Origin of the sequence: Cytobacillus sp. Bac17 (assembly GCF_024519925.1) — a bacterium.
In the GTDB taxonomy this organism is placed as follows: domain Bacteria; phylum Bacillota; class Bacilli; order Bacillales; family Cytobacillaceae; genus Cytobacillus; species Cytobacillus pseudoceanisediminis.
In genome coordinates this window covers 86,978-109,698 of sequence record NZ_JALJRC010000011.1, presented here as the reverse complement: position 1 = coordinate 109,698, position 22,721 = coordinate 86,978, and the positions used below count along the sequence as shown (strand labels likewise).

The window sequence follows — 22,721 nt, the reverse complement described above, 5'->3', positions numbered from 1 at the left end:
ATAATTATGATAGCAAGAGTTTTTATTTTGTAGGAGGATGCAATTTTGTCTAATAGAAGAGGATTAAAAGTATTATTGTCCACGTCACTCATCATCCCGGCTGCTGCAGTTGTTAATGTCAGTGATACAGAAGCAGCTTCTGTAATCCAAATTGAAAGTGCAGTTCAAAAGGCTATCTCAACATCTCAAATATTAAGAAGAGCATGTTCCATTGAATGGTCCGGAGACGGTGTAACCAGACCGTATACTGAATATAATGCAGCTAAAAAAGCTTATAGTGAGGCTATTAAGCTAGTAAATACCTTAAGCTCGAGTGAAAAGCAAACATACTTGGCAAAATTGGATGAAAGTCAGCTGCAGATCAAGCGTGCGGCCTATTATATAGATGCCATCACAGCCGGGAAAAAAATAGAAGCTAAGAAGCATTTTTTGCAAGGGCAGCTGGACCAAGGTGTCCTCTCAAATGAAACAGTTAAGGCTTATCATGAGCTATCCTTTGAAATTAAGAAACAGGCAGCCCTTCTGGATCGTGTATATGGTGTAACCACAAGAGAAGCCATTCGGGCAAATTTCAAGGAATCTGCAGAGGCATTGAGAGATGAGCTTAGCTATTCTGTAACCGTTAAGATGGCCCTTACTCAGGTTTCATCCTCATTGGCAAAAGGGCAAAATGACGTAGTGTTAAAAGAAGCCAAGAAGATCTTGATGTTCTTGGAGGTAACTCCTCAGGAGACATATAAAAAGCAATTACGCACCGAGTGGGATGCCCTTAAAGGGAAAATTCCTGAAAGCATTAAAGATGCTGAATACAAGGAGCTTTACCTTCTTAACGAGCAGCTTCGCGAGCTCCGTGAGCTTGTAAAGCCGGGTGTTTCCGATGCAAAAGTGCCTGTTTTATATGATTCGGTTTCAACGCTGAGCGAGGATATTAAAAATCCTGCTTCAAAGCAGATGTTTACAGATGCCATTAAAAATGAAATGAAACAGCTGCAAATGCCGATAGAGGATTTGAAACTTCTACTGACAACGAAAGCAGCTGCAGCCGGCATTCCGCCAGAATTGGTGAAAGCGATCGCTATAACCGAAAATGGCGCATTTCAGCAATTCACTGAGCGTGGGGAAGCATTCAAAAGCCCGGATAATGGATATGGAATCATGCAGGTTACACCGCTTGATGAGCATGATGACCGCTATAATTGGGAAAAAGCCAAATATGATATTGGCATAAACATTGAAACCGGAATTCAAATTCTATTGGAGAAATGGAGTTATGCAGGCTCCAGAATTCCTGTTGTAAATGATGGGGATAAAGAGGTACTGGAGAATTGGTATTTTGCAATAATGGCTTATAATGGCCTTTCTAAGTTCAATGATCCAAATTTCTCGGAAGATCCATATCAACTAAAGGTATTCAATAATATCAGCAAGTGGGCCCAGGTAAATGCTGAAGTAATCAATAAGGATGATATAGAGATCTCCTATAACCCTTCGACTGGACAGGCTATTTTCAGCAGCAAAATGAATTATAAAACTGACAAACAAACGCCATCCACTCAGCTATTTAAAAAAGGGGACAGCATCATCATTTCTGGAGCTGCGACATTCCGTGATAAACCTTCAACAGCAGGAACTGGAACTTCACTTGCGAAGGGCACACGCATTACGATTATGGATGGCCCTATTGAAGATAACAATAAATACAACCTATTCAGCTGGTACAAAGTAAGTGTTAATGGAAAAACAGGCTATGTAGCATCGGTTGGGCTGAAATAATTATTTAATTAGAGGTTCCCTTTTGGGAGCCTCTTTTTGATGAGGTGAGAAGTACGTATATGAAGTATGCAAATTGGAGGGGGGACAGCTGCAAAAAGAATGATGTATCTTGCAAATAGAATTATAAATTTGCAAATAGAGAAGGAGAATCTGCAAATAGTATCCTCCGTTCTGCAAATAGAAAGGCAGACTGCGACTCGAATAAAAAAATTGCAAATAGAATGTGTGAACCTGCAAATAGAATCATAAAGCTGCAAATAGCCCGGCGAAACCTGCAAATAGAATCCCGCATCACTTCAATCAGGATGTATCACAAGAAAGAAAAATGCCCAAATTCTCTGCAACTCCGCAAATAAATAGATTACCAAATGCAAAATCCCCATTCCACTTCCGGAACGGGGATTTCATTCTTATTTCTTCTGAGGCGGATAAACCTTCCATTTGGATAAGTCCGGCTGCTGTTTTTGAACCAGCTCTTTTGGGAAGATAAAAGTCCATGGCTTGCTTGTGTTGGCTTTTACTTCAAATTTCTCAAGTTTGAATCCGCCCTGGCAGATGATATCTCCTGCAGCATCTTCCACGATGAGAGGAATTTGTTCCAGCTGGATGTTTTTTTCGCTGCCATTTCGAATTAGAACCGTAACAGCCAAGTTTCCCTCACTTCCATGCTTGGCTTCTATTCCCATGAAGTTTACTTCGCCAGGGGATAGAGCAGGCAAGGAAGCAACCATTTTCTCCAGATGTTCCTTTTGGGAAGGGGAAATTTGATTTTCCCAGCTTTCTTCAAGATCAAGCTGATGGACAGCTGCTGATTTTTTCAATTCAAAGGCTATCTTCCAGCCTTCTTCAGGGATCTTATCAACTAGCTTATCTTCAGATGAGAAGAGGAATCGCCATGGGCGTGATGTCATCGATGGAAGCTCATCCATGCCATCGAGCTCAAATTGCTTCTTCGCGATTGCCTGGCCATTTTCGTCCAATAAAAGGAGGTCAACTGCTTCGAAACGGATGGCTTTAGGGAGTGTATTTCTTAAAATGGCGACTACTACAAATCCTTCATCAAAATTTATTAGTTTTATGCCATTGATGGCAATTTGGTTTGGCTTTAGCAAAGGGAGCTGCCGGTGTTTGAATTGATAGACATATTTCTCCTGACTGGTTAGCTCCCAGTCAGGATGAAATGATAATGTTGTTTTTACAAGACCGTCCTGGTCATCAGCATTTAAATCGTTTTGCTGCTGTTCTTGCAGCTGATCCTGTTCAAGTGTTTTCTCTTTTTTTGTCTTTCTTTTAAATAAAGCCATTCTTTAAGTTCCCCCTCGAATTACTCTTGTGCCTGGAATTGGCTTTTAAGATATTCGATAAATCGCAGGCTGATCCCCGATTCGATTTCGAACATCAGTCGATTGAATTCGGCTAGTGCCTCGTTTTCAAGAAGTCGGTAAGGGTCTTCTTGTCCATAGCCTCGAAGGTGGATGCCATCTTTGATAATCGTCATGACTTCCAGGTGCTGAATCCAGTTCGCGTCAATAAGCTGAAGCATAAATTTTTGCAATTGATTTCCCAGCTCTTCCTCTTCCTGAAGGGAAAGAATCTGATTCTCAAGCTCTGCATATTCCTTCATGACCAAATCAGTTATCTCTTCTTTTTCTTTATCCTGAAGATCCTGCAGGCTGATATTAAACTGAATAAATACAAAGCTAAGCTCTTCTAAAAGGCCATTTAGATTCCATTCTCCGGCTGCGATATCTTCAATGCAGTATTTGTCAATGATTTGCAATAGATATTTTTTGATATAGCTAGTTACTTCAGGGAATGTCTCACTCGCTTCAGCCTTTAATAGCCTGTCTCTCATAGAATAGATGACTTTGCTTTGGCGGTCGATTACATCATCAAGCTTCAGCAAATGGCCTCTGGATGAATGATGAGCATGTTCAACCGTTTCCTGAACGCGTCGTACGAATTTATTCGGATCAGGAGATAGAATAAGGCCTTCTTCATTCGTTTTAATCTTTTTCAGATACTTTTCCATTTCATCCGGGTCATAGTTGATAAATAAATCGTCCTCAAGTGAAACAATGAACTGGGAGGAACCAGGGTCTCCCTGTCTTCCGGAACGTCCTCGCAGCTGCATATCGATTCTCATGCTTTCATGGCGTTCTGTCCCGATAATATGAAGACCGCCCGACTCTTTGACACCTTCCCCAAGCAATATATCTGTGCCCCGGCCGGCCATATTGGTTGCAATCATCACCTGGCCTTTTTGACCTGCAAGTGAAATAATGCGTGCTTCATCTTCCTCAGTCTTGGCATTTAGGATGTGATGCTTAATGCCATGTTTTTCAAGCTGGTCAGACAGTTTTTCAGACTGCTCAATCGAAGTTGTTCCTATTAGAATAGGTCTGCCCAATTCATGGAGCTTCTTAACTTCTCCGATGATTCTATTAATCTTGGATTGATAATCTTTAAAGATTAAATCATCTTCGTCAATACGCTGTATCGGTTTATTTGTAGGAATCGTTACCACTTTTAAATTATAGGTTTCCAAAAACTCCTGTTTGGAAGGAGTTGCGCTCCCGGTCATTCCGGCAAGAGTTCCATACATCCGGAAATAATTTTGTATGGTAATGGTCGCCTGTGTTTCATTTTCTTCCGTAACCTCCAGGCCTTCCTTGGCTTCTAATGCCTGATGCAGACCTTCACTAAAGGTTCTGCCTTCCATTATTCTGCCGGTGAATTTGTCTATCAGGACAATTTTCCCGTCTTTTACGATATAATCAACATCCTTCTTCATCACCACATATGCACGTAAAGACTGCATAACATTATGAAGGAGATCCTGATGCTCGGCATCATATAGATTTTCAATGCCAAAAGCATCTTCAATCTTATAAGCGCCTTCATCTTTTAGATAAATTTGCTTTGTTTCAGGATAAAATTCATATTCGGCATCGGCCTTAAATGATTTCATCAGGTCGGCAGTAATATAGAATAATTCAGCTCCAAGACTGGATTTGTTGGCTATGATCAGCGGAGTGCGTGCTTCATCTATTAAGATGCTGTCAATTTCATCGACGATGGCATAATGAAGCTTTCCTTGTACTTTTTGATTCATATCATAAACCATATTATCTCTTAAATAATCAAAACCGAATTCATTTCCCGTTCCGTATGTAATATGGGCAGAATAAGCTTCTTTCTTTTCCTCAGGAGACATTTGTGAGATGTTCAAACCAACTTTGAGCCCCAGGAATTCATGTACCTTTCCCATTTGCTCATAATCTCGTCTTGCCAGGTATTCATTGGCAGTAATGATATGAACACCTTTGCCTTCAAGAGCATGAAGATAGCTTGGCAGTGTGGAAACGAGTGTTTTACCTTCTCCTGTCTGCATTTCCGCAATGCTTCCTTCATGAAGGACAAAACCGCCAATCAGCTGAACATCATAATGCCTTAGTCCTAATACACGTTTTGCTGCCTCTCTGACAACACTGAATGCTTCTATTTTTATATCCTCAAGTGACTTGCCCTGTTTTATATCTTCCATAAATATGGCTGTTTTTTCCCGCAGTTCTTCATCAGATAGCTTTTGGATTTCTTTTTCCCTGCTGTTTACAGCATCGGATAATTTCGACAGCCTTTTGATTTCGCGGGTAGAATCACTGAGCATCATTTTAACCTTTGTTAGCATACTTTTCGCCTCTATTTCCAGTAAATATTGACCTAGTCGAATTATATCATATTGGGCAAATTTTTGTTGAAGTGGAAGATATTTCTAGTATAATTGTAGATTAATAGGACAGGTTATGTAACTTTCTTGGAAATGCAACGTCTATTTAATATGCGGAAAGGAGAGTGGATTAATAACCGGAAAATCGGGAATAGAGGGAATGCGGTCAAATTAATATCGTTTCCTCTAAAGATAATAAATATACCTTCCAATTAAAAAAACATTGCGTATTTAAAGATATGTGTTACGATATTCATGATTAAGCTAACAATAAAACTAACCTCTGCAAAAGGTGATGATGAATGTATATTCAAGCTGCTATAGCGTTTCTAGTATCTCTTGTAACTGTCTTAGTCATTACGCCGCTTGTCATAAAGTTCGCCATTAAAATCGGTGCGATTGATAAACCGAACCACAGAAAGGTTCATAAAAATGTGATGCCCCGATTGGGTGGTCTTGCGATTTTCATCGGAGTCGTCGCCGGTTATTTTGCGGGCGGTTTATACGATCAAAAAGTTACAGCCATTAGCATTGGTGCTCTTTTGATTGTTGCAATCGGGATTCTGGATGATAAATATGAATTATCTGCCAAGGTGAAATTTGCCGGACAATTAGTTGTTGCCGGTCTAATTGTTGCCAGCGGATTAACAATCGATTTGCTTTCCATCCCTTATATAGGAAACTTTGAGCTTGGGATGTGGAGCTATCCTATTACAGTGTTCTGGATTGTAGCGATAACAAATGCAATCAATCTAATTGATGGTCTGGATGGTCTTTCAGCCGGTATTTCGGCTATTGGGATTGCAACTATTGCCATAATGGCTGGATTGAATGGCAAAATGCTGATTTTAATGATTTCAGTTATTTTGCTGGGAAGTATTATCGGGTTCTTATTTTACAACTTCCACCCGGCTAAAATATTCATGGGAGATACGGGAGCTCTGTTCCTTGGGTATTCAATCTCCATTCTTTCGCTGCTGGGGCTTTATAAAAGTGTGACCCTGTTCAGTTTCCTTGTACCGATTATTATTTTAGGTGTGCCGGTCTTTGATACAACCTTTGCTATTATCAGGCGGATTGTTAATAAGAAGCCGATTTCAGCACCTGATAAATCGCATTTGCACCATAGGCTTCTTGCGCTGGGATTCTCCCATAGGAATACAGTTTTAGCGATATATGCCTTTGGGATCATGTTTAGTGTGAGTGCAGTAATTTTATCAGAGTCCACTTTATGGGGATCTGTCTTTATTATCTTTGGCCTGCTTATAGTTACAGAAGTATTTGCTGAAATCATCGGCATTGTCCATGTTCAGTATAAGCCGGTATTGACTCTGTTTAAGAAGCTGACAGGCAACCGTTCATATGGTAAGTAACGATAATTAAATGAAATAAAAACCGTTTGTAGCATTTTTTGGTGCAAACGGTTTTTTTAAGAATTTTTCTTGGTTATTATTTCCCTTTTCCAAGAAAATATGCAAGAATTTTAAATGGTGAAACAATACATTAATTCTGTATGTGTAAATTATGTCGAAAAAGGTAATTTCTTATACTTTTTTTGTCATATTTTGAACATTATATTATTATTAGTTGTGGTAAACTAACTTGTGGATTTTAATTTTATTTATTTTTGGAGGTATTCTTAATGAAAGTACCTATGCTTGACCTTAGTGAACAATATCAGGGATTAAAATCTGAAGTGTTGGAAGTTCTTGATGGGGTCATGAGTTCTTCAAGATTTATCCTTGGGGATAATGTGAAAAAATTAGAAGCAGATGTTGCGAAATATAGTAATGTGAATCATGGCATTGGCTGCGGTAACGGAAGCGACGCCATACATATTGCGCTTCAGGCTTTAGGTGTTGGCCCTGGGGATGAAGTAATTACTACAGCATTTACATTCTTTGCTACCGGCGGAGCGATTGCCCGTGCTGGTGCAACGCCTGTTTATGTTGATATTGATCCGGTAACATTTAATATCGATCCGTCCAAAGTTGAGGCGGCAATTACTGAAAAAACGAAAGCAATCATTCCTGTTCATTTATACGGCCAAATGGCTGATATGGAAAGCCTTGCGAAAATCGCTGAAAAGCATAACCTTGCGATTGTAGAAGATGCAGCACAGGCAATTGGTGCAAAACATAACGGTAAAAGTGTAGGGGAGCTTGGCACAGCCGCAACATACAGCTTCTTCCCAACAAAGAACCTTGGGGCTTATGGAGATGGAGGCATGGTTGTTACGGATAATGATGATGTAGCAGAAAAATGCCGTGTTATCCGTGTGCATGGCAGCAAGCCAAAATATTATCACCATGTATTGGGGTACAACAGCCGCTTGGATGAGCTTCAGGCTGCTGTATTAAATGTGAAGTTTCCTCATTTGGATAAATGGAGCGAAATGCGCAGAAAGAATGCGGACACATACACAAGCCTTCTGAAGGAAAAAGTGGGTGACCATGTTGTGACTCCTGTTGAAAAAGAAGGAAATTATCATGTATTCCACCAGTACACACTGAGAGTGGAAAATCGTGATGAACTCCAAAAATTCCTTCAGGATCAAGGGGTATCAACAATGATTTACTATCCTCTTCCATTACATGTTCAGCCTGTATTCCAGGAACTGGGCTACAAAGAAGGAGATCTTCCTATAACTGAAAAAGCGGCTAAAGAAGCCCTTTCTCTGCCAATGTTCCCTGAGCTGAAAAGAGAGCAGCAGGAATATGTCGTAGAGAAAATTGCAGAATTTTACGGTAAATAAAAATCCAGGAAACGCCGCCGGACTGGGGGCGTTTCTTTACATGCTTACAAAGGGCTGGTGTTGGAATGAGTGAAGATAAGAAACGATTTGTACTATATGAATACCTGATGTATTTCTGGAAAAGGAAGCATTATTTTTTAATTGTTCCGATCATTACGATGCTGCTGGCTGGCGGTGCGGTGTATTTTTTGAAGAAGGATATGCCGTATACGGGGCAGGCAGTGGTTTATACGGGGGGAGTAACTTCACCGGATTTGACACGTGAAAATAATATTGCTGCAAGATTTCCAGATGAAGAAAATCTTGAGATATTTGTTTCTTCTAAGCAGGTGAAGTTCACGAAAATAGGAAACAATGCAGATGAAGTTAAAGAGAATTTAGAGAAAGTTACTAGAAAATACGAAGAAGATTTAATAGAAAATTTTGAAGGCAGGATAGAGGCTTCAGAAGTATATCTTAAATCTTTAGAAAATCGAGTAATAGTCCTTAATAAAGCAATTGAAAGCTATAAACAGGATTTAGAAAAAGGGCTAGATCCAGACCAATATGAATTAGTGACAAATTTATGGATTGAATCAGAAAAAGAGCTTTCCGAAGCAGAGGCGACTGCCCACCGTATGAGAAGTGATATAGAATTTTTTGAGAAAGAAGAACCAAAAATCCTTTCCGAAAATGTAACCCAAAGCAAAACCTACTTCAAAGAAGGCGCAGCCATCGGCCTAATCCTGGGACTTGTACTAACCGTATTATTATTGGCACTCATGAAATATCTAAGTGAAGGCAGGAGATACTACAATGATTAATTTTGCAATTGTAGGAATGGGACATATCGCAAATAAGCATATAGAGGCTATTGAAAAAGCAGAAAATGCAAATCTGTATGCCATCTGCGATAATAACCCGGCAAGACTTGAGATTGATAAACCTAATGTGAAAAAATATACCGATTTAAATACGATGCTTGAAGAAAACCCTGATATCCATGTGGTGAATATCTGTGTTCCTTCCGGCCTTCATGCATCACTTACGAAGATTGTGGCAGACAATAAAAGACACATAATTGTCGAAAAGCCTATGTCATTAAAGCTTCAGGATGCTGAAGATATGATCAAATATGCAAACGAAAATGGCGTAAAGCTTGCCGTTGTCCATCCTAACCGTTTCCGTCCGGCAATCCAAAAGCTGAAGGCTGAAATGGATAAAGGCTCTTTCGGCAAGCTGAGCCATGCGAATGCAACTGTGCGCTGGAATCGCAATCAGGCATATTATGATCAGGCAGCATGGAGAGGCACAAAGGAATTTGATGGCGGAGTACTAATGAATCAGGCCATTCATGACCTTGATCTTATGCTTTGGCTGATGGGTCCTGTTGAGTCGGTTCAGGCAATGGCGGCGACACGCCTGCGTAAAATTGAAACTGAGGACGTTGCAGCAGCAGTGGTCCAATTCAAAAATGGTGCGCTGGGCGTGATTGAAGCTGCGACTACCATCTATCCAAAAAACCTGGAAGAGTCCCTTGCGATTTTCGGTGAGACCGCTTCGGTTAAAATCAGCGGAAGAAATGCAAACTATATCGAAACATGGGATATCGAGGGTGTAGAGGAAGACGAAGCGGAAAAAGTTAAAGAAGAAATCAAGGAAGATCCATTCGGCAAGCCAGGCCATCAATGCATTATTGAAGACATGGTACTTGCATTGAAAGAAAACCGTAACCCAATTGTAACTGGAGAAGACGGTTTGGCTCCTGTAAAATTGATACTGTCAATTTTAGAATCAGCAGAAACTGGGAAAAAAGTCGTTATTAAGTAAAGGAGAATGCAAGATGAGTGCATATCAGACATTAATAAATAAAATCGAAAACAAAGAAGCAGTTATTGGTGTAGTAGGATTGGGCTATGTTGGCCTTCCTCTTGCAGTAGAGAAAGCAAAAGCAGGCTATAAGGTAATTGGTTTTGATGTGCAGGCTGCCCGTGTAGAGCAAGTTAATATGGGGATCAACTATATTGGAGATGTTGTTGATCAGGATCTTGCCGATATGATTAAAGACGGCAGATTGGAAGCAACAACAGACTACGCTAGAATTCAGGATGTTGATGCAGTGGCGATTTGTGTGCCAACTCCTCTTGATATTTATCAGCAGCCGGATACTTCATATGTTGAAAGCTCTTCTAACGAAATTGCCAAGTATGCCCATGAAGGAATGCTTGTGGTATTAGAATCAACAACATACCCTGGAACAACTGAGGAAATTGTAAAACCTGCTCTTGAAAGCAAAGGCCTAACAGTGGGAGAATCAGTATTTATTGCTTACTCTCCAGAGCGTGTTGACCCAGGCAATAAGGAATTCAAAACAAAAAATACGCCTAAAGTTGTTGGCGGCATCACTGAAAACTGTACAAAAGTTGCTTCTGCACTTTACCGCAATGTACTTGAAGGAGATGTATTCGAAGTATCTTCTCCAGCTATTGCAGAAATGGAAAAGATTTTTGAAAATACATTCAGACATATCAATATTGCTCTAGCCAACGAAATGGCGATCCTTTGCGAAAAAATGGGCATTGATGTATGGGAAGTAATTGATGCTGCAAAAACAAAGCCATACGGTTTCATGGCCTTCTATCCTGGCCCTGGCCTTGGCGGACACTGTATCCCAATTGACCCATTCTACTTAACATGGAAAGCGCGTGAATACAATTATCACACAAGACTGATTGAGCTTTCCGGAGAAATCAATAACAGTATGCCTGAGTACGTAATCAATCGTGCTATGCAAATCCTGAATGAAGACGGCAAAGCTCTTCGCGGAGCTAAAGTAACCATTCTTGGTGTGGCATACAAAAAGGATATTGATGATGTTCGTGAATCTCCAGTCCTTAAAATTGTTGAACTTCTGGAACAGCATGGTGCTGACTATACTGTGGTTGACCCTTATGTAGCTTCATTCAAATCTTGCGGTGCAAAAGTGGAAACAGTTGAGCTATCAAAGCAGCTGCTTAATGATTCTGATCTTGTTCTTGTCACAACAGATCATTCAGACTTTGACTATAAGATGATTGCAGAAGAAAGCAAAGTCATCTTCGATACACGTAATGCAATGAAAGATGTTGAAAAGCCAAACAAATACGTTAAACTATAATTTCTAGAGGTAAAGGGAGATTCTTATGAATTTTATTGATCCTTCAGTACAAACCGATTCATCTGTAAAAGTTGGGTACTATTCCGTTATAGAAAAAGACGTTAAACTTGGCAAAAACGTGGTAATCGGAAATCGCGTAACCATTCATGAAGGTACAGTTATTGGAGACAATACAACCATTGCTGATGGTGCAGTCGTCGGGAAACCGCCAAAGCCGGCCAAGACAAGCACGGTTAAATTATCTGATTCTATTCCTGCATTGGAAATTGGGGAAGATGTAACCATTGGAGCGAATTGTGTCATCTATCGCGGTGCTAAAATCGGCTCTTCAACTTTGATTGCAGACCTTGCTAGTGTGAGAGAAAACGTTGAAATTGGAAACTATGTGATTGTCGGCCGCGGCGTTACAGTTGAAAACTACGTGACCATTGGCGATCGGACAAAGATTCAGTCCAATTCCTATATTACTGCTTATACGACATTAGAAGAGCAAGTATTCATTGCGCCATGTGTGACAACTACAAATGATAACTTCATGGGCAGAACAGAAGAGCGCTTTGATAAAATCAAAGGTGCAATAGTCAAAAAAGGTGCCCGTGTTGGCGGTGCTTCTATCATCCTGCCTGGCATTACGATTGAAGAAGAAACATTTGTAGCTGCTGGTGCACTTGTTACAAAAAATACCGGGGCGAAAACATTAGTAAAGGGTGTACCCGCTAAGTACGTCAAGGATGTTGACGAGCGGGAGCTGTTATAGGTGCTCGCCCAATTTAAGCGTTTAGGAGCGGATTCGCTCCTTTACGCATTTATGAATGTCGGAACCAAGTTAATAGCTTTTATCATGCTGCCTATTTATACAAACTATCTGCCTCCTGCGGAATATGGAGTACTTGATATTATTGATAAATGGACAGCCATGCTGACGTTTTTAATTATTTTTGGCACTGATTCCGCTCTGTCTTTCTACTACTTTGAAACAAAGGATGAAGACAAAAAGCTGGAGCATGTACGAAACGTCATGTATTTCAGAATTTTTATTGTTGCTTTATTGGGAATTATCGTACTTACAGCTGGTCCTTATATTTCTGAGCTCCTATTTGGTGACGCAGGGTATGTTAGGCTTCTGTATATTAGTATCGGGGTGCTATTTCTCGATACCATTCTCGTTGTAGTGCTTATGGTGCTTCGTTTCGACTTTAAAACCAAAAAAGTCGTGATTTTCACAGTAGGGAAAATGCTGCTGGTTGCGATTTTGTCTTATTTGTTCTTAAAATACTTTGTTCAGACACCAGAAGGTATCCTGCTAGGAAGGATTGTGAGCAGTGCAATTATTTTCCTGCTTCTGCTTTCATCTAGCATAAAATATTTAAAACCCAAGATATCCTTTCCATCACTGAAGGAATTGGTTAAGTATGCAGCGCCGCTTGTTCCGGCTTCCCTTGCTTTTTGGGTAATTGCCAATGCCAGCGTTTTCTTTCTGCAGGCTTTTCATTCCACAGAAGAGGTAGGGATTTACGGAGCTGCCACCAAGCTTGCTACCGTCATCACTTTGCTGACCAGCGGAGTACAAATGGCTTGGCGTCCATATTCCATGTCGATCAAAGATAAAGAAAATAGCCCTTTGCTCTTCTCAAAAATTTATATGGGACTTTTGCTGATGGGGATTTTCGGAATTATGGCCATTGCAACAGTTATGCCTTTCATCATTGGAATTTTGGGCAAAGATTATTACAATGCCTATCAGTATGTTGCTTTAATATCTGCTGCAACATTTTTGAATTTTTATTACCTGATTATTTCTGCCGGTTTATTTTTCACAAAGAAAACTGGGGTTATTTCCATAACGTTTGGCATTGTAGCTGTGATCAACACCGTTTTAAACATTACACTTATTCCGGTGTTCTCAATCTGGGGTGCCGTTGCGGCTTATCTGATTGCCTATATGACAGCTATTGTGTTCATATTCAGGAAAAGTCAGCAAGCATATTATGTACCAGTGTCATTTGGGAAAATGGCATTTTTGTTTGTAAATATGACAGCTGCCGTTATTAGTATTATTTATGTACAAGAACTTGAGCTGAACTACATTTATATAGCCTTAGCCTGGCTTTATATGCTTCTGGTTATCGGCATCAGCCGAGTAGATAAAGACTTCAGAAGAAAATCAATGGAAAATGAAAAATCATTGAATGAATAGAATAGGAAATGCTAATAGAAGAACACTCCACAGGAGGATGAATGATGAAAATTCTTACAGTATTGGGCGCTAGGCCTCAATTTATCAAAGCTGCTCCTCTTTCACGGGTTTTGCGTGAAGATCATCAGGAGCTAATTGTTCATACAGGACAGCATTATGATGCAAATATGTCAGATATCTTTTTTGAAGAACTGAACATTCCAAAGCCAGACTATCTTTTGAATGTAGGGTCCGGAAGCCATGGCAAGCAGACTGGTGAGATGCTTGCGAAAATAGAGGAAATTGTATTGGATGAGAAGCCTGATTACCTGTTGGTTTATGGGGATACAAATTCCACGCTTGCAGGCTCCTTGGTTGCTTCCAAGCTGCATGTGCCGGTCATACATATTGAAGCAGGCTTAAGAAGCTTCAACAAAAAAATGCCTGAAGAAATTAACCGTATTATGACTGACCATGTTTCAGAATTTTTGTTCTGCCCGACTGACACGGCTGTACAAAATTTGAAAAACGAAAATATTACACACAATGTCTTCAATATTGGTGACGTTATGTATGACGCTGTTTTATACAATAAAGAACTGGCAGCTGAAAAATCATCCATTCTTAGCGAGAATGGCTTATCAGAAAAAGGCTATCATCTTATCACCATCCACAGAGCCGAAAATACGGACGATGTCGGGAACATGAAAAATATTCTCGAAGCCTTCTCAAAAATCGAGGATGTTAAAGTATGGCCGATACATCCGCGTACAAAGCATAAGCTTGAAGGGTACGGCCTAAGCTTAAGCGATGTTCCTAACCTGAAAGTGATTGAACCAGTCGGCTACCTGGACATGCTGACATTGGAAGCAAATGCGAAGAAAATCATTACCGATTCCGGCGGTGTCCAAAAAGAAGCGTATTTCATGAAAGTCCCTTGCGTAACAGTACGGGAACAGACGGAGTGGGTTGAAACTCTGGAAGAAGATGCGAACATTCTGGTCGGTACAGATGTAAAGCAGCTATTGGATGCTGTTAGCAAAGAAGTTCATCCATCCTATAAGGAAGTTTTTGGGGATGGCAAGGCAGCGGAGAAAATTGTATCTCTAATAGATAACAGATAAGGCGGCTTACCTATGCTCTATCTTTTAATTTGGTGTATTGTCTTAACGGCTTCCATTTACCTTTTTAAACAGGCTGGCGGAAGCCTCTCCCTTTTAAAGCCAAATATGAATTCAATCATATTTTATTATTCATTCTTGATTTCCAGCTTTATCGGCACTTTGCTGATTGCTATGGAAGTGGATGATTATTATATGATTAATCGATTATCACATGAAGAATACAGGCAAATAGGGTTTTATATTATTTGTCTGGTGATGGTTTTGTTTCCATTAGTCATGATGTTAATTTCAAAGCTAAGCAATTTTAATGCCAAAGAAGAATTTAATGCTTATCTTTCGAAGGATATATCTTTGCCTTTTAAGGAAAAGAATGAATTTTTTCTTATCTTTCTCATGCTGTCTGTAATCTCATTGGCGTCTATTCTTTATACGCTGTGGAAAGCACCTGTCATTCCTATACTTGAAGTTGCTTTAGGAAACAGCGAGTACTCTCCGGGTGAATTAAGAATAATGGCTCAAAGAGAATTTGGCGGAAATGTTTTGATCCGTAATATATTTGCGATTGCATTGACCCCGCTGCTGTCCCTGATTGCTTACGTTTATGCCGTCAGGACTGGACAGGTGAAATGGAAGCTGTTGTATCTGTCTCTATTTGCAGGTGCTATTTTAATTAATATCTACGATTTGGCTAAATCACCAGTCTTTTTCTATTTGATTATGTTCCTGCTGTTAAGCCTATATATTGGCGTGATCCGATTTACTGTCAGACGCCTGGTTTTATGGGGGCTTCTAGGGGCTGCTGCACTTGTTTCCATGTATATCGTGATTCAGGGTGTTACGGATATGGGTTCCTATTTGTCCTATAATTCCGGTCCGGTTGGAAGACTGATTTTTGCTCAAATTGCACCGACTTTCCTGCATTTTGATTTATATGGTCATTTACTGCCGTTTTTAAACGGGAAAAGCCTGCCAATCATTACGGATTTATTTGATATGGATCAGGTCCGTTCAGCCAGGGTTGTAATGGAAACGGTATTCCCTGAAAAGGTGGAAGCTGGCACAGCAGGAGTGCTGAACACTCTTTATATTGCTGAAGCTTATGCAAACTTTGGATACTTGGGCGTCATTGTCAGCACGATTTATATAGCTGCTTTAGTGCAGATATTATATATCGTATTTGTAAGACTCCCTAAAAATCCTGTATTTTTATGTCTGTTCATTTACTTTACCATTAATATACCAAGAACCCTGGTTGGCGGGTTTGCAGACTTTTTGTTCAATCCAATCTGGGTGCTTATGACAGGTTTGTTTGTGGGAATCTTATTATTTATCAGGCTTCGCATTGACTTGACTGCTTTATGGCAGAAGAAAAAGTCGGGAAATGAAGTTTAAGGAGAAATTCCATGAAAAAAGTATTGCTGTATTATCCTTTTGAAATAGCTGAAAATGCCAATAGCGGTTCCAAACTCAGGCCAAAAGAAATCCATCAGGCTTTCTTAAGCTGGGGGAAGGAAAACGATGCAGAAATTCTTCTCTTGTCCGGTTCATCAGCCGCGAGGGAGGAGCTGTTTAACACCTGGCAAAGTGAAGGAAAGCTTAATGATATATGGTTCTGCTATATGGAGAACCAGACGATTCCTTTTTGGCTTACAGATAAAGGGCATATTCCCAAAAAACCATTTATCGACCTGAAGGTCATGAAATTTTTAAAGCAGAAAAATGTGCCTGTCGGTGTATTTTATCGGGATGTTTATTGGAAATTTGATGAGCTTTATCCTTTAAAAGGTCCAAAGAAGACGATCATGAAAACTGTTTATCGGATGGAAGAAAGCTTTTACCAGAAGTATTGCGACGTTATTTTCCTTCCTAGCGATGCGATGGGTGAGTATGTTGATATCAATCAACGGAAAATTGCTCTTCCTCCCGGAGGCAAGGCAAAGAATATTATCAAAAAAGAAAAAGACAGCAGGACTGCTCAGGGAATATATGTTGGCGGTATAAACAACGAAGATTATGGGCTATTTTTGCTGCTGGATGCTTTAGAGATGGCTAACAAGGACCAGAGAGTCTGTGACTTGACTGTTGTCTGCCGGGAAGACGAGTTCACAAGCCTTCCTTCAGACCGAAGAAGCCGTCTTGAGAAGCTTAATGTAAAGGTTAAGCATTTAAGCGGGGAAGCACTAAATGAATTGTACCGTGAAATGGATTTTGCCTTCATTCCGCGGTATAGAAGCACATATAATGATTTTTCCGTGCCTGTTAAGCTGGTGGAGTATCTATCCAATGAGCTTCCTGTCATTGCCACTTATTGTGAGGCACAAAGAGATATCATTGAAACAGATGGCTATGGGTTAATATGTGCAGACCAGGCAGATGATATGGCTAAAGCAATTGAAGAAATGGCGGGTAATACACAAATATACCGCCATAACATCAAGCAGACTTTTGCCGATAAGCATTCCTGGCTTGCAAGAGTCAAGAAGGTAAAGAGTGCCTTGTTAAAGGAGGAACTATGAAAGTACTAATACTTGCTCCAAGCAGATCAATTCACACACATAAATGGGCATTGTTTTATAAAAATAAAGGTATTGATGTAAAGGTTGTTACATTCTTCGACCATTTTTCTGAAGAAAATGCCAGGGAAATTGACACAATCACCCTTCCTAAGCTATTGCCCGGGAAATTGTCGTATATTTCGAGCGTTTTCGCTTTAAAAAAGGTTCTTAAAAGCTTTCAGCCTGACATCCTTCATGCACATTATGTATCAAGCTATGGATTTGTTGGGGCATTAGCCAATTACAAGCCTTTTTATGTTTCTGTATGGGGAAGAGATATTTTTCAATTTCCTCAGCAGGGTAGCGCAAACCGGAAAGTCGTTGAATACACACTTTCAAAAGCTGATGTCATTTGTTCAACAAGTCATATCATGGCTAAAGAAACGAACAAGTATACAGATAAAAAGGTATTTGTTACACCTTTTGGCGTAGATATGAACAAGTTCAGGCCAATGCCTGAATTTAAGACAGAAGGTAAAGTGACGTTTGGGACGGTAAAGGCACTTTCAGATAAGTACGGTATTGGTGATTTAATCAAAGCTTTTGCTGAAATTTATAAGGAAAAGAGCAATTCTGAACTTCTTATCGTCGGGGACGGACCGCAGCGCGCAGAGTATGAACAACTGACAAAAGACCTTGGAATCGATCATGTGACTGCCTTTACCGGACGGGTGCCAAATGATAAAGTCCCGGAGTACATTAATAAGATGGATGTATTTGGAGTTCCATCTACTGAAGATAGCGAGAGTTTCGGTGTAGCAGCAGTTGAATCAATGGCCTGCGGTGTGCCGGCAGTTGTGTCGAATGTTGGCGGACTTCCTGAAGTGGTGCTGGAAGGGAAAACCGGTTTCGTTGTGCCAAAAGAGAATCCTGAAGAGCTTGCAAAAGCCATGCTGCAACTAGCGAACAATAAAGAGAAAAGCAGAGAAATGGGACTCGCAGGCATTGAACATGTAAAGGCTAATTACAACTGGACGGATAACGCAAATGGCATGCTCGATTTATATGAGCAAACCTTGAACAAGGGGATGAAATCATGATTAAAAAAGCAGTAATACCGGCAGCAGGACTGGGTACCAGATTTTTGCCTGCTACCAAGGCTCAGCCTAAAGAAATGCTGCCTATCGTAGATAAGCCAACCATTCAATATATCATTGAGGAAGCTGTTGAGTCAGGCATTGAAGATATTATTATTGTAACTGGCAGAAGCAAAAGAGCGATTGAAGATCATTTTGATAAATCTGTTGAGCTGGAAATGCTTTTGGAGAGAACGGGCAAACATGAAATGCTCGAAGTTGTGGAGAACATTTCAAACCTGGTGGATATACATTATGTAAGGCAAAAAGAGCCGCTTGGCCTTGGCCATGCCGTTCTATGTGCTAAAAAATTCATCGGCAATGAGCCCTTTGCCGTTCTTTTAGGCGATGATATTGTTGATAGTGAAGTTCCGGCATTAAAGCAAATGATTGATCAATACACAAAAGTCCAGTCCAGCATCCTTGGATGTAATGAGGTGCCGCGCTCTGAAGTATATAAATACGGTATTGTAAATTATTCCGAAAACACTGGCGATCTTTTTAAAGTTAAGAGCCTTGTAGAGAAGCCTGCAGTTGAAGAAGCGCCATCAACTCAGGCAATCGTGGGCCGATACATTCTTACACCAGCTATATTCGATATGCTCGAGGATGTCCAGCCGGATAAAAAAGGTGAAATTCAACTAACAGATGCAATTGACAGCCTTCTTGATAAAGAATCCATCTACTCTTACATCATTCAGGGGAACCGCTATGATGTCGGAGACAAATTCGGATTCCTGCAGGCATCAATCGATTTTGCATTAAAGCGCCCTGACCTTAAAGATAAGCTGTCAGCCTATCTGAAGGAACTAAATGTTAAGTAATGGAGATGGGAAAATGAGAGTGATTTACTTGTGTCAGCATTTTCCCCCTGAAACTGGCGCTCCTCAGATTCGTGTTTATGAAGTAAGTAAAGAGCTTATCAGCAGAGGGCATCAGGTGGAAGTGATCACAGCTTTCCCGCATCATCCTCATGGCATCATTCCAGAGGAGTATAAGGGACGCTTCTATATGTTTGAAAACTGGGATGGAATTCCTGTGCATCGTTCCTGGATTTATCCATCTCCTAAGGGAAGTTTCTGGAAAAGGCTTGCTTCCTATTTTTCTTTTACTTTCAGCGCTTTTTACTCGATTCTTAAGTCGAAGCCTACCGATGTGATCATCTGTAATTCCCCGCCGCTATTCCTTGGTATTACAGGGTATTTAGGGGCTAAAATGAAAAGGGCAAAGTTTGTATTCAATGTTGCAGATATTTGGCCGGAATCAGCCGTAGAGCTTGGGATTCTTAAGAATAGGTCCTTTATCCGCATGGCTGAACGTCTTGAGATGTTTCTTTATAGGAAGTCCTGGAAGATTGCGACTGCCACGGAAGGGATTAAAGAGTATATGGTCCGTAAAGGAAAGAAAGAGGAAGATGTTTTTCTTCTCCCTAACGGGGTCAACACCGATACATTTGCTCCTCAGTCTAAAAACACTGAGCTGTTAAGAGAAGTTGGCATAGAGGGCAAAAAAGTCTTCATGTATGCTGGAAATCTTGGTTATGCCCAGGGGCTTGATTCTGTTTTGAGAGCTGCTGCTCTATTGAAGGACAAGCAGCCGGATGCCCATTTCCTGTTTGTCGGCGATGGCCAGGAGCGTGAAAAGCTGCTGAACTTAAAGAAAGAGCTGCAGCTGGACAATGTGACTTTCTATGGTTCTGTGCCTGTCTCAGCGATGCCGGATATGTTTGCTGCTGCGGACTACAGCATTGTTTCTTTGAGGAATATAGAACTTTTCAAAGGTGCGAGACCTTCTAAAATATTTCCAGCCATTTCTTCTGGTGTGCCTGTTCTTTATTGCGGAGACGGAGAGAGTGCAGCCATCCTGGAAGAGTATAATTGCGGAAAGATTGCTCCGCCTGAAAACCCGGAAGGCATTGCCGCCGCAGTATCAGATTTAATGAGTGTCAGTGATAAGGATTATCAAACTATGAGAGAAAATGGCAGGAAGCTTGCCATTGATCAGTACTCCTGGAAAAGTATCGTTGATGATATCCTTTTCCATTTGGGAGAGCAGAATAAAGAAAAAAGAGCCAATTCTTAGGAGAATTGGCTCTTTTGTTTCTTCTTATTTGGAAACTGTAGTTCCTTTGAAATAGTGAGTAATAATTTGTTCTGCTTTCCAGCCTTTTTCGGCAAATCCTTTTGCACCATATTGGCTCATGCCGATCCGGTGTCCCCAGCCTTTCCCGTTCAAAGTAACGGAGGTGATGCCGGATCCTTCATTGGTTACGATGCCGCTTGCGGTTTGAATGGACACCTTTGAGTCGGAAAGTGTTACCTGGCCGTTTGCGGTCTGAACAGTTTGGCCTTTCATATCACTGATGTTTGCCGTGCCGCTTGCGGTTTGAACGGTTAATCCAGATGCAGAACCATTCAGCACCGCATCAAACCAGTTTGAGTAGAGCTGGTTATAGACGCTTGAATTAGGAAGCGGGAAAAGCTTTCTGATAACAGATTCATTTCCAGTTACGGTTTTATCTCCAGCAGATGTTTTAATAGTAACGCCTCGAACCTCTCCATTTGCTCCTGTTTTTGATAGAGACAAATCATAAATGGTAGCAGAGGTATCTGTAAACCCAAAGTTTTTTAACAGCTGTGCAGAAGTAAATGTTTCACTCCAGCTGCTGTATGGGGAGGATTCATATGGATCATCGACCGAAACCAGATAAGGAAAAGAAGCCTGGTTGGAATTCCATACGTCTCCAACATTTGCTGTTCTGCCACCGCTGGTTGAGAAGAAAAAGGTCTGAATAGGCTTTCCATTATACTTGGCCACTAAACCGGCTGTTTCCTGAATAGCGGTATTTGTTCTGGAATCCTCGCCTGAATATCCTTTGTAAACCTGGCTTGCCGCTGTGCTTGTAAGCATCATCGTGTTGGCAGCATAGCTTCTTGCTGCGATTGCTTGTGCTTTCAAGGCTTCTTTCGGCCAGGAAGCTGGCATTTCACTTGGAACAACACCTTTTAGATAATCTTCCATACCCAGAAAATTAATGATCTCTACTTGTGATCCGTTCGGCTTTAAAAAGAAGCTGCCCCGGTATGTTGTGCCATTGCTTACCTTTGCAGTGGATAGCGAGCTTGCATCGGAAAGTCTCACTGTTGTGGATAATACCCATCCGGATAAACTTCCAGAAGATACTTTATACCAGACTTGTCCTTGTGCATTTGTAAAAGAGTCAAGGTAATTGGCACTTTCTCCAGCTTTAAACGTCTTAATAATCTCGTAAGAAGAAGTTGCACCTCTTCTCAAAGGAGTATCTGCCGTAAAGACCGCCAGCTTGGAAGTGCCGCTTAGTTCTTGTAAATCAAATCCCTTTGCAGATTTTTGGCTAAAGCCAGTATAGATGACAGAGACTCCTGAAGTATCCTTGCTTACCGTCAAGACAGTGCTTTCCGGCACAGCCGTTTTGGTGCCAGTATCTTTATTAACAAGCTGATAGGTGCCATTTAACGTAATTGTTAGGTTTGATTTCAAATATACAGATACATTTACTTCGTCATTATACTGCTTTGGTTCGGCTGCTTGAGTGAAGGCAGGCAGGCATGTGAGCAATAAAATGAAACTGAGGAATGAGATGATCTTTTTCAAAATTATCTCACCTCGCTAAGACCGCCGAATACCCAGCCTTTTACTCCAGCAGAGGTTTGGGCATTATACCAGGTTTCTCCCTTAGAGTTAACGAAAGTTGAAATATACTTTAGGACCGTTCCTTTTGGCAGTGTTTGAATGACCTCGTATGAAGTAGTGGCTCCTTTGCGCAAGTGAACATCGCCGGTTGTAATAACCTGAGTAGGTGCTGTCGTTGATGGTTTATCTGTCGATACATTGCCTGAGAACACCCAGCCCTTTAAAGTAGCAGACAATTCCACACGGTACCATAATCCGGTTGATGCTTTAAAAGAATCTATCACTTTTAAGCTTGATCCAATCGATTTAGTGGCAACGACTTTATAATCAGCTGAAGCTCCGGAATGGATATTCACTGAGCTCTTTGTCACATATACGGCAGAAGGAAGCTGTCCTTCTGCAGGTGGAGTGGTTGGATTGCCAATTTGACTTTTCAGGCTATTAATCTCCTGCTGCTGGGAAGCTATCTTTGATTCTAGGTCTGAAATCTTGCTTTTCATCGGATTTAATTGAGAAGTAACCCAATCTACACTTGCTAAAACTACATTGCTGGAAGCATTGATTGCATGTGGAGTGAATATTACAGCTCCTGCTCCAATTCCAAGAGTCAAGGCTCCTGCAGCGATCAACTTTTTCGTACGGCTCATTCAATTTTCCCCCTGAATATTTTATATACTTCGGTTTAGCGCAAAAATAAAATTGGGTACATAGCAGAATATATACC

The 22,721-nt window shown here is 40.7% G+C and carries 18 protein-coding genes; 14 read left to right on the top strand and 4 right to left on the bottom strand.

What is annotated here, in order from left to right; genetic code table 11:
* Positions 1-45 precede the first annotated feature (45 nt).
* Positions 46-1,773, top strand: coding sequence for a transglycosylase SLT domain-containing protein (locus tag NR125_RS14935; RefSeq protein WP_256815605.1), 1,728 nt, complete (start codon positions 46-48; stop codon positions 1,771-1,773).
* A gap of 410 nt (positions 1,774-2,183) precedes the next feature.
* On the opposite strand, the gene NR125_RS14930 is transcribed toward NR125_RS14935, so the two are convergent.
* Positions 2,184-3,077 (bottom strand): accessory Sec system S-layer assembly protein, encoded by an 894-nt coding sequence (locus NR125_RS14930; RefSeq protein WP_009332003.1) that lies wholly within the window; start codon positions 3,075-3,077, stop codon positions 2,184-2,186.
* Between the two features lie 20 nt (positions 3,078-3,097).
* On the bottom strand, positions 3,098-5,464 hold the full coding sequence (gene secA2 / locus NR125_RS14925; RefSeq protein ID WP_009332002.1) for an accessory Sec system translocase SecA2: 2,367 nt from the start codon (positions 5,462-5,464) through the stop codon (positions 3,098-3,100).
* Positions 5,465-5,805: 341 nt separating this feature from the next.
* On the opposite strand from secA2, the gene NR125_RS14920 reads away from it, so the two are divergent.
* The 13 genes from NR125_RS14920 (at position 5,806) to NR125_RS14860 (ending at position 20,407) form a co-directional block, all read left to right on the top strand.
* Positions 5,806-6,876 carry a glycosyltransferase family 4 protein gene (locus NR125_RS14920; RefSeq protein WP_009332001.1) on the top strand — a complete coding sequence of 357 codons (1,071 nt, stop codon included), beginning with the start codon at positions 5,806-5,808 and terminating at the stop codon, positions 6,874-6,876.
* Positions 6,877-7,145: 269 nt separating this feature from the next.
* Positions 7,146-8,258 (top strand): DegT/DnrJ/EryC1/StrS family aminotransferase, encoded by a 1,113-nt coding sequence (locus tag NR125_RS14915; RefSeq protein ID WP_071159746.1) that lies wholly within the window; start codon positions 7,146-7,148, stop codon positions 8,256-8,258.
* Positions 8,259-8,323: 65 nt separating this feature from the next.
* On the top strand, positions 8,324-9,061 hold the full coding sequence (locus NR125_RS14910) for a GumC domain-containing protein (protein ID WP_256815604.1): 738 nt from the start codon (positions 8,324-8,326) through the stop codon (positions 9,059-9,061).
* Positions 9,054-10,067: a Gfo/Idh/MocA family protein gene (locus tag NR125_RS14905; RefSeq protein WP_256815603.1), complete on the top strand. Its 1,014-nt coding sequence runs from the start codon at positions 9,054-9,056 to the stop codon at positions 10,065-10,067. The genes NR125_RS14910 and NR125_RS14905 overlap by 8 nt, the downstream gene beginning before the upstream one ends.
* Positions 10,068-10,080: 13 nt before the next feature.
* Complete coding sequence (locus NR125_RS14900) at positions 10,081-11,394, top strand: nucleotide sugar dehydrogenase (RefSeq protein WP_009331997.1); 1,314 nt, start codon at positions 10,081-10,083, stop codon at positions 11,392-11,394.
* Positions 11,395-11,419: 25 nt separating this feature from the next.
* Positions 11,420-12,151, top strand: a complete 732-nt coding sequence (locus tag NR125_RS14895; RefSeq protein ID WP_009331996.1) for an acyltransferase — start codon at positions 11,420-11,422, stop codon at positions 12,149-12,151.
* Positions 12,152-13,591, top strand: coding sequence for a lipopolysaccharide biosynthesis protein (locus tag NR125_RS14890; RefSeq protein ID WP_009331995.1), 1,440 nt, complete (start codon positions 12,152-12,154; stop codon positions 13,589-13,591).
* Between the two features lie 44 nt (positions 13,592-13,635).
* Positions 13,636-14,694: a non-hydrolyzing UDP-N-acetylglucosamine 2-epimerase gene (gene wecB, locus NR125_RS14885; protein WP_034296100.1), complete on the top strand. Its 1,059-nt coding sequence runs from the start codon at positions 13,636-13,638 to the stop codon at positions 14,692-14,694.
* A 12-nt stretch (positions 14,695-14,706) separates the two neighbouring features.
* Entirely contained in the window at positions 14,707-16,086 is a 1,380-nt protein-coding gene (locus tag NR125_RS14880; protein ID WP_009331993.1) for an O-antigen polymerase, read from the top strand.
* Positions 16,087-16,097: 11 nt separating this feature from the next.
* Positions 16,098-17,210 carry a glycosyltransferase gene (locus NR125_RS14875; protein WP_009331992.1) on the top strand — a complete coding sequence of 371 codons (1,113 nt, stop codon included), beginning with the start codon at positions 16,098-16,100 and terminating at the stop codon, positions 17,208-17,210.
* Positions 17,207-18,289, top strand: a complete 1,083-nt coding sequence (locus tag NR125_RS14870; protein WP_009331991.1) for a glycosyltransferase — start codon at positions 17,207-17,209, stop codon at positions 18,287-18,289. Before NR125_RS14875 ends, NR125_RS14870 begins: the two co-directional genes overlap by 4 nt.
* Positions 18,286-19,149, top strand: coding sequence for a UTP--glucose-1-phosphate uridylyltransferase GalU (gene galU, locus NR125_RS14865; RefSeq protein ID WP_009331990.1), 864 nt, complete (start codon positions 18,286-18,288; stop codon positions 19,147-19,149). Before NR125_RS14870 ends, galU begins: the two co-directional genes overlap by 4 nt.
* Positions 19,150-19,162: 13 nt before the next feature.
* Positions 19,163-20,407: a glycosyltransferase family 4 protein gene (locus NR125_RS14860; protein WP_009331989.1), complete on the top strand. Its 1,245-nt coding sequence runs from the start codon at positions 19,163-19,165 to the stop codon at positions 20,405-20,407.
* Positions 20,408-20,431: 24 nt separating this feature from the next.
* On the opposite strand, the gene NR125_RS14855 is transcribed toward NR125_RS14860, so the two are convergent.
* Positions 20,432-21,958, bottom strand: coding sequence for a SpoIID/LytB domain-containing protein (locus tag NR125_RS14855; protein ID WP_009331988.1), 1,527 nt, complete (start codon positions 21,956-21,958; stop codon positions 20,432-20,434).
* A 2-nt stretch (positions 21,959-21,960) separates the two neighbouring features.
* Positions 21,961-22,644 carry an SH3 domain-containing protein gene (locus NR125_RS14850; protein WP_071159742.1) on the bottom strand — a complete coding sequence of 228 codons (684 nt, stop codon included), beginning with the start codon at positions 22,642-22,644 and terminating at the stop codon, positions 21,961-21,963.
* Between the last annotated feature and the right edge of the window lie 77 nt (positions 22,645-22,721).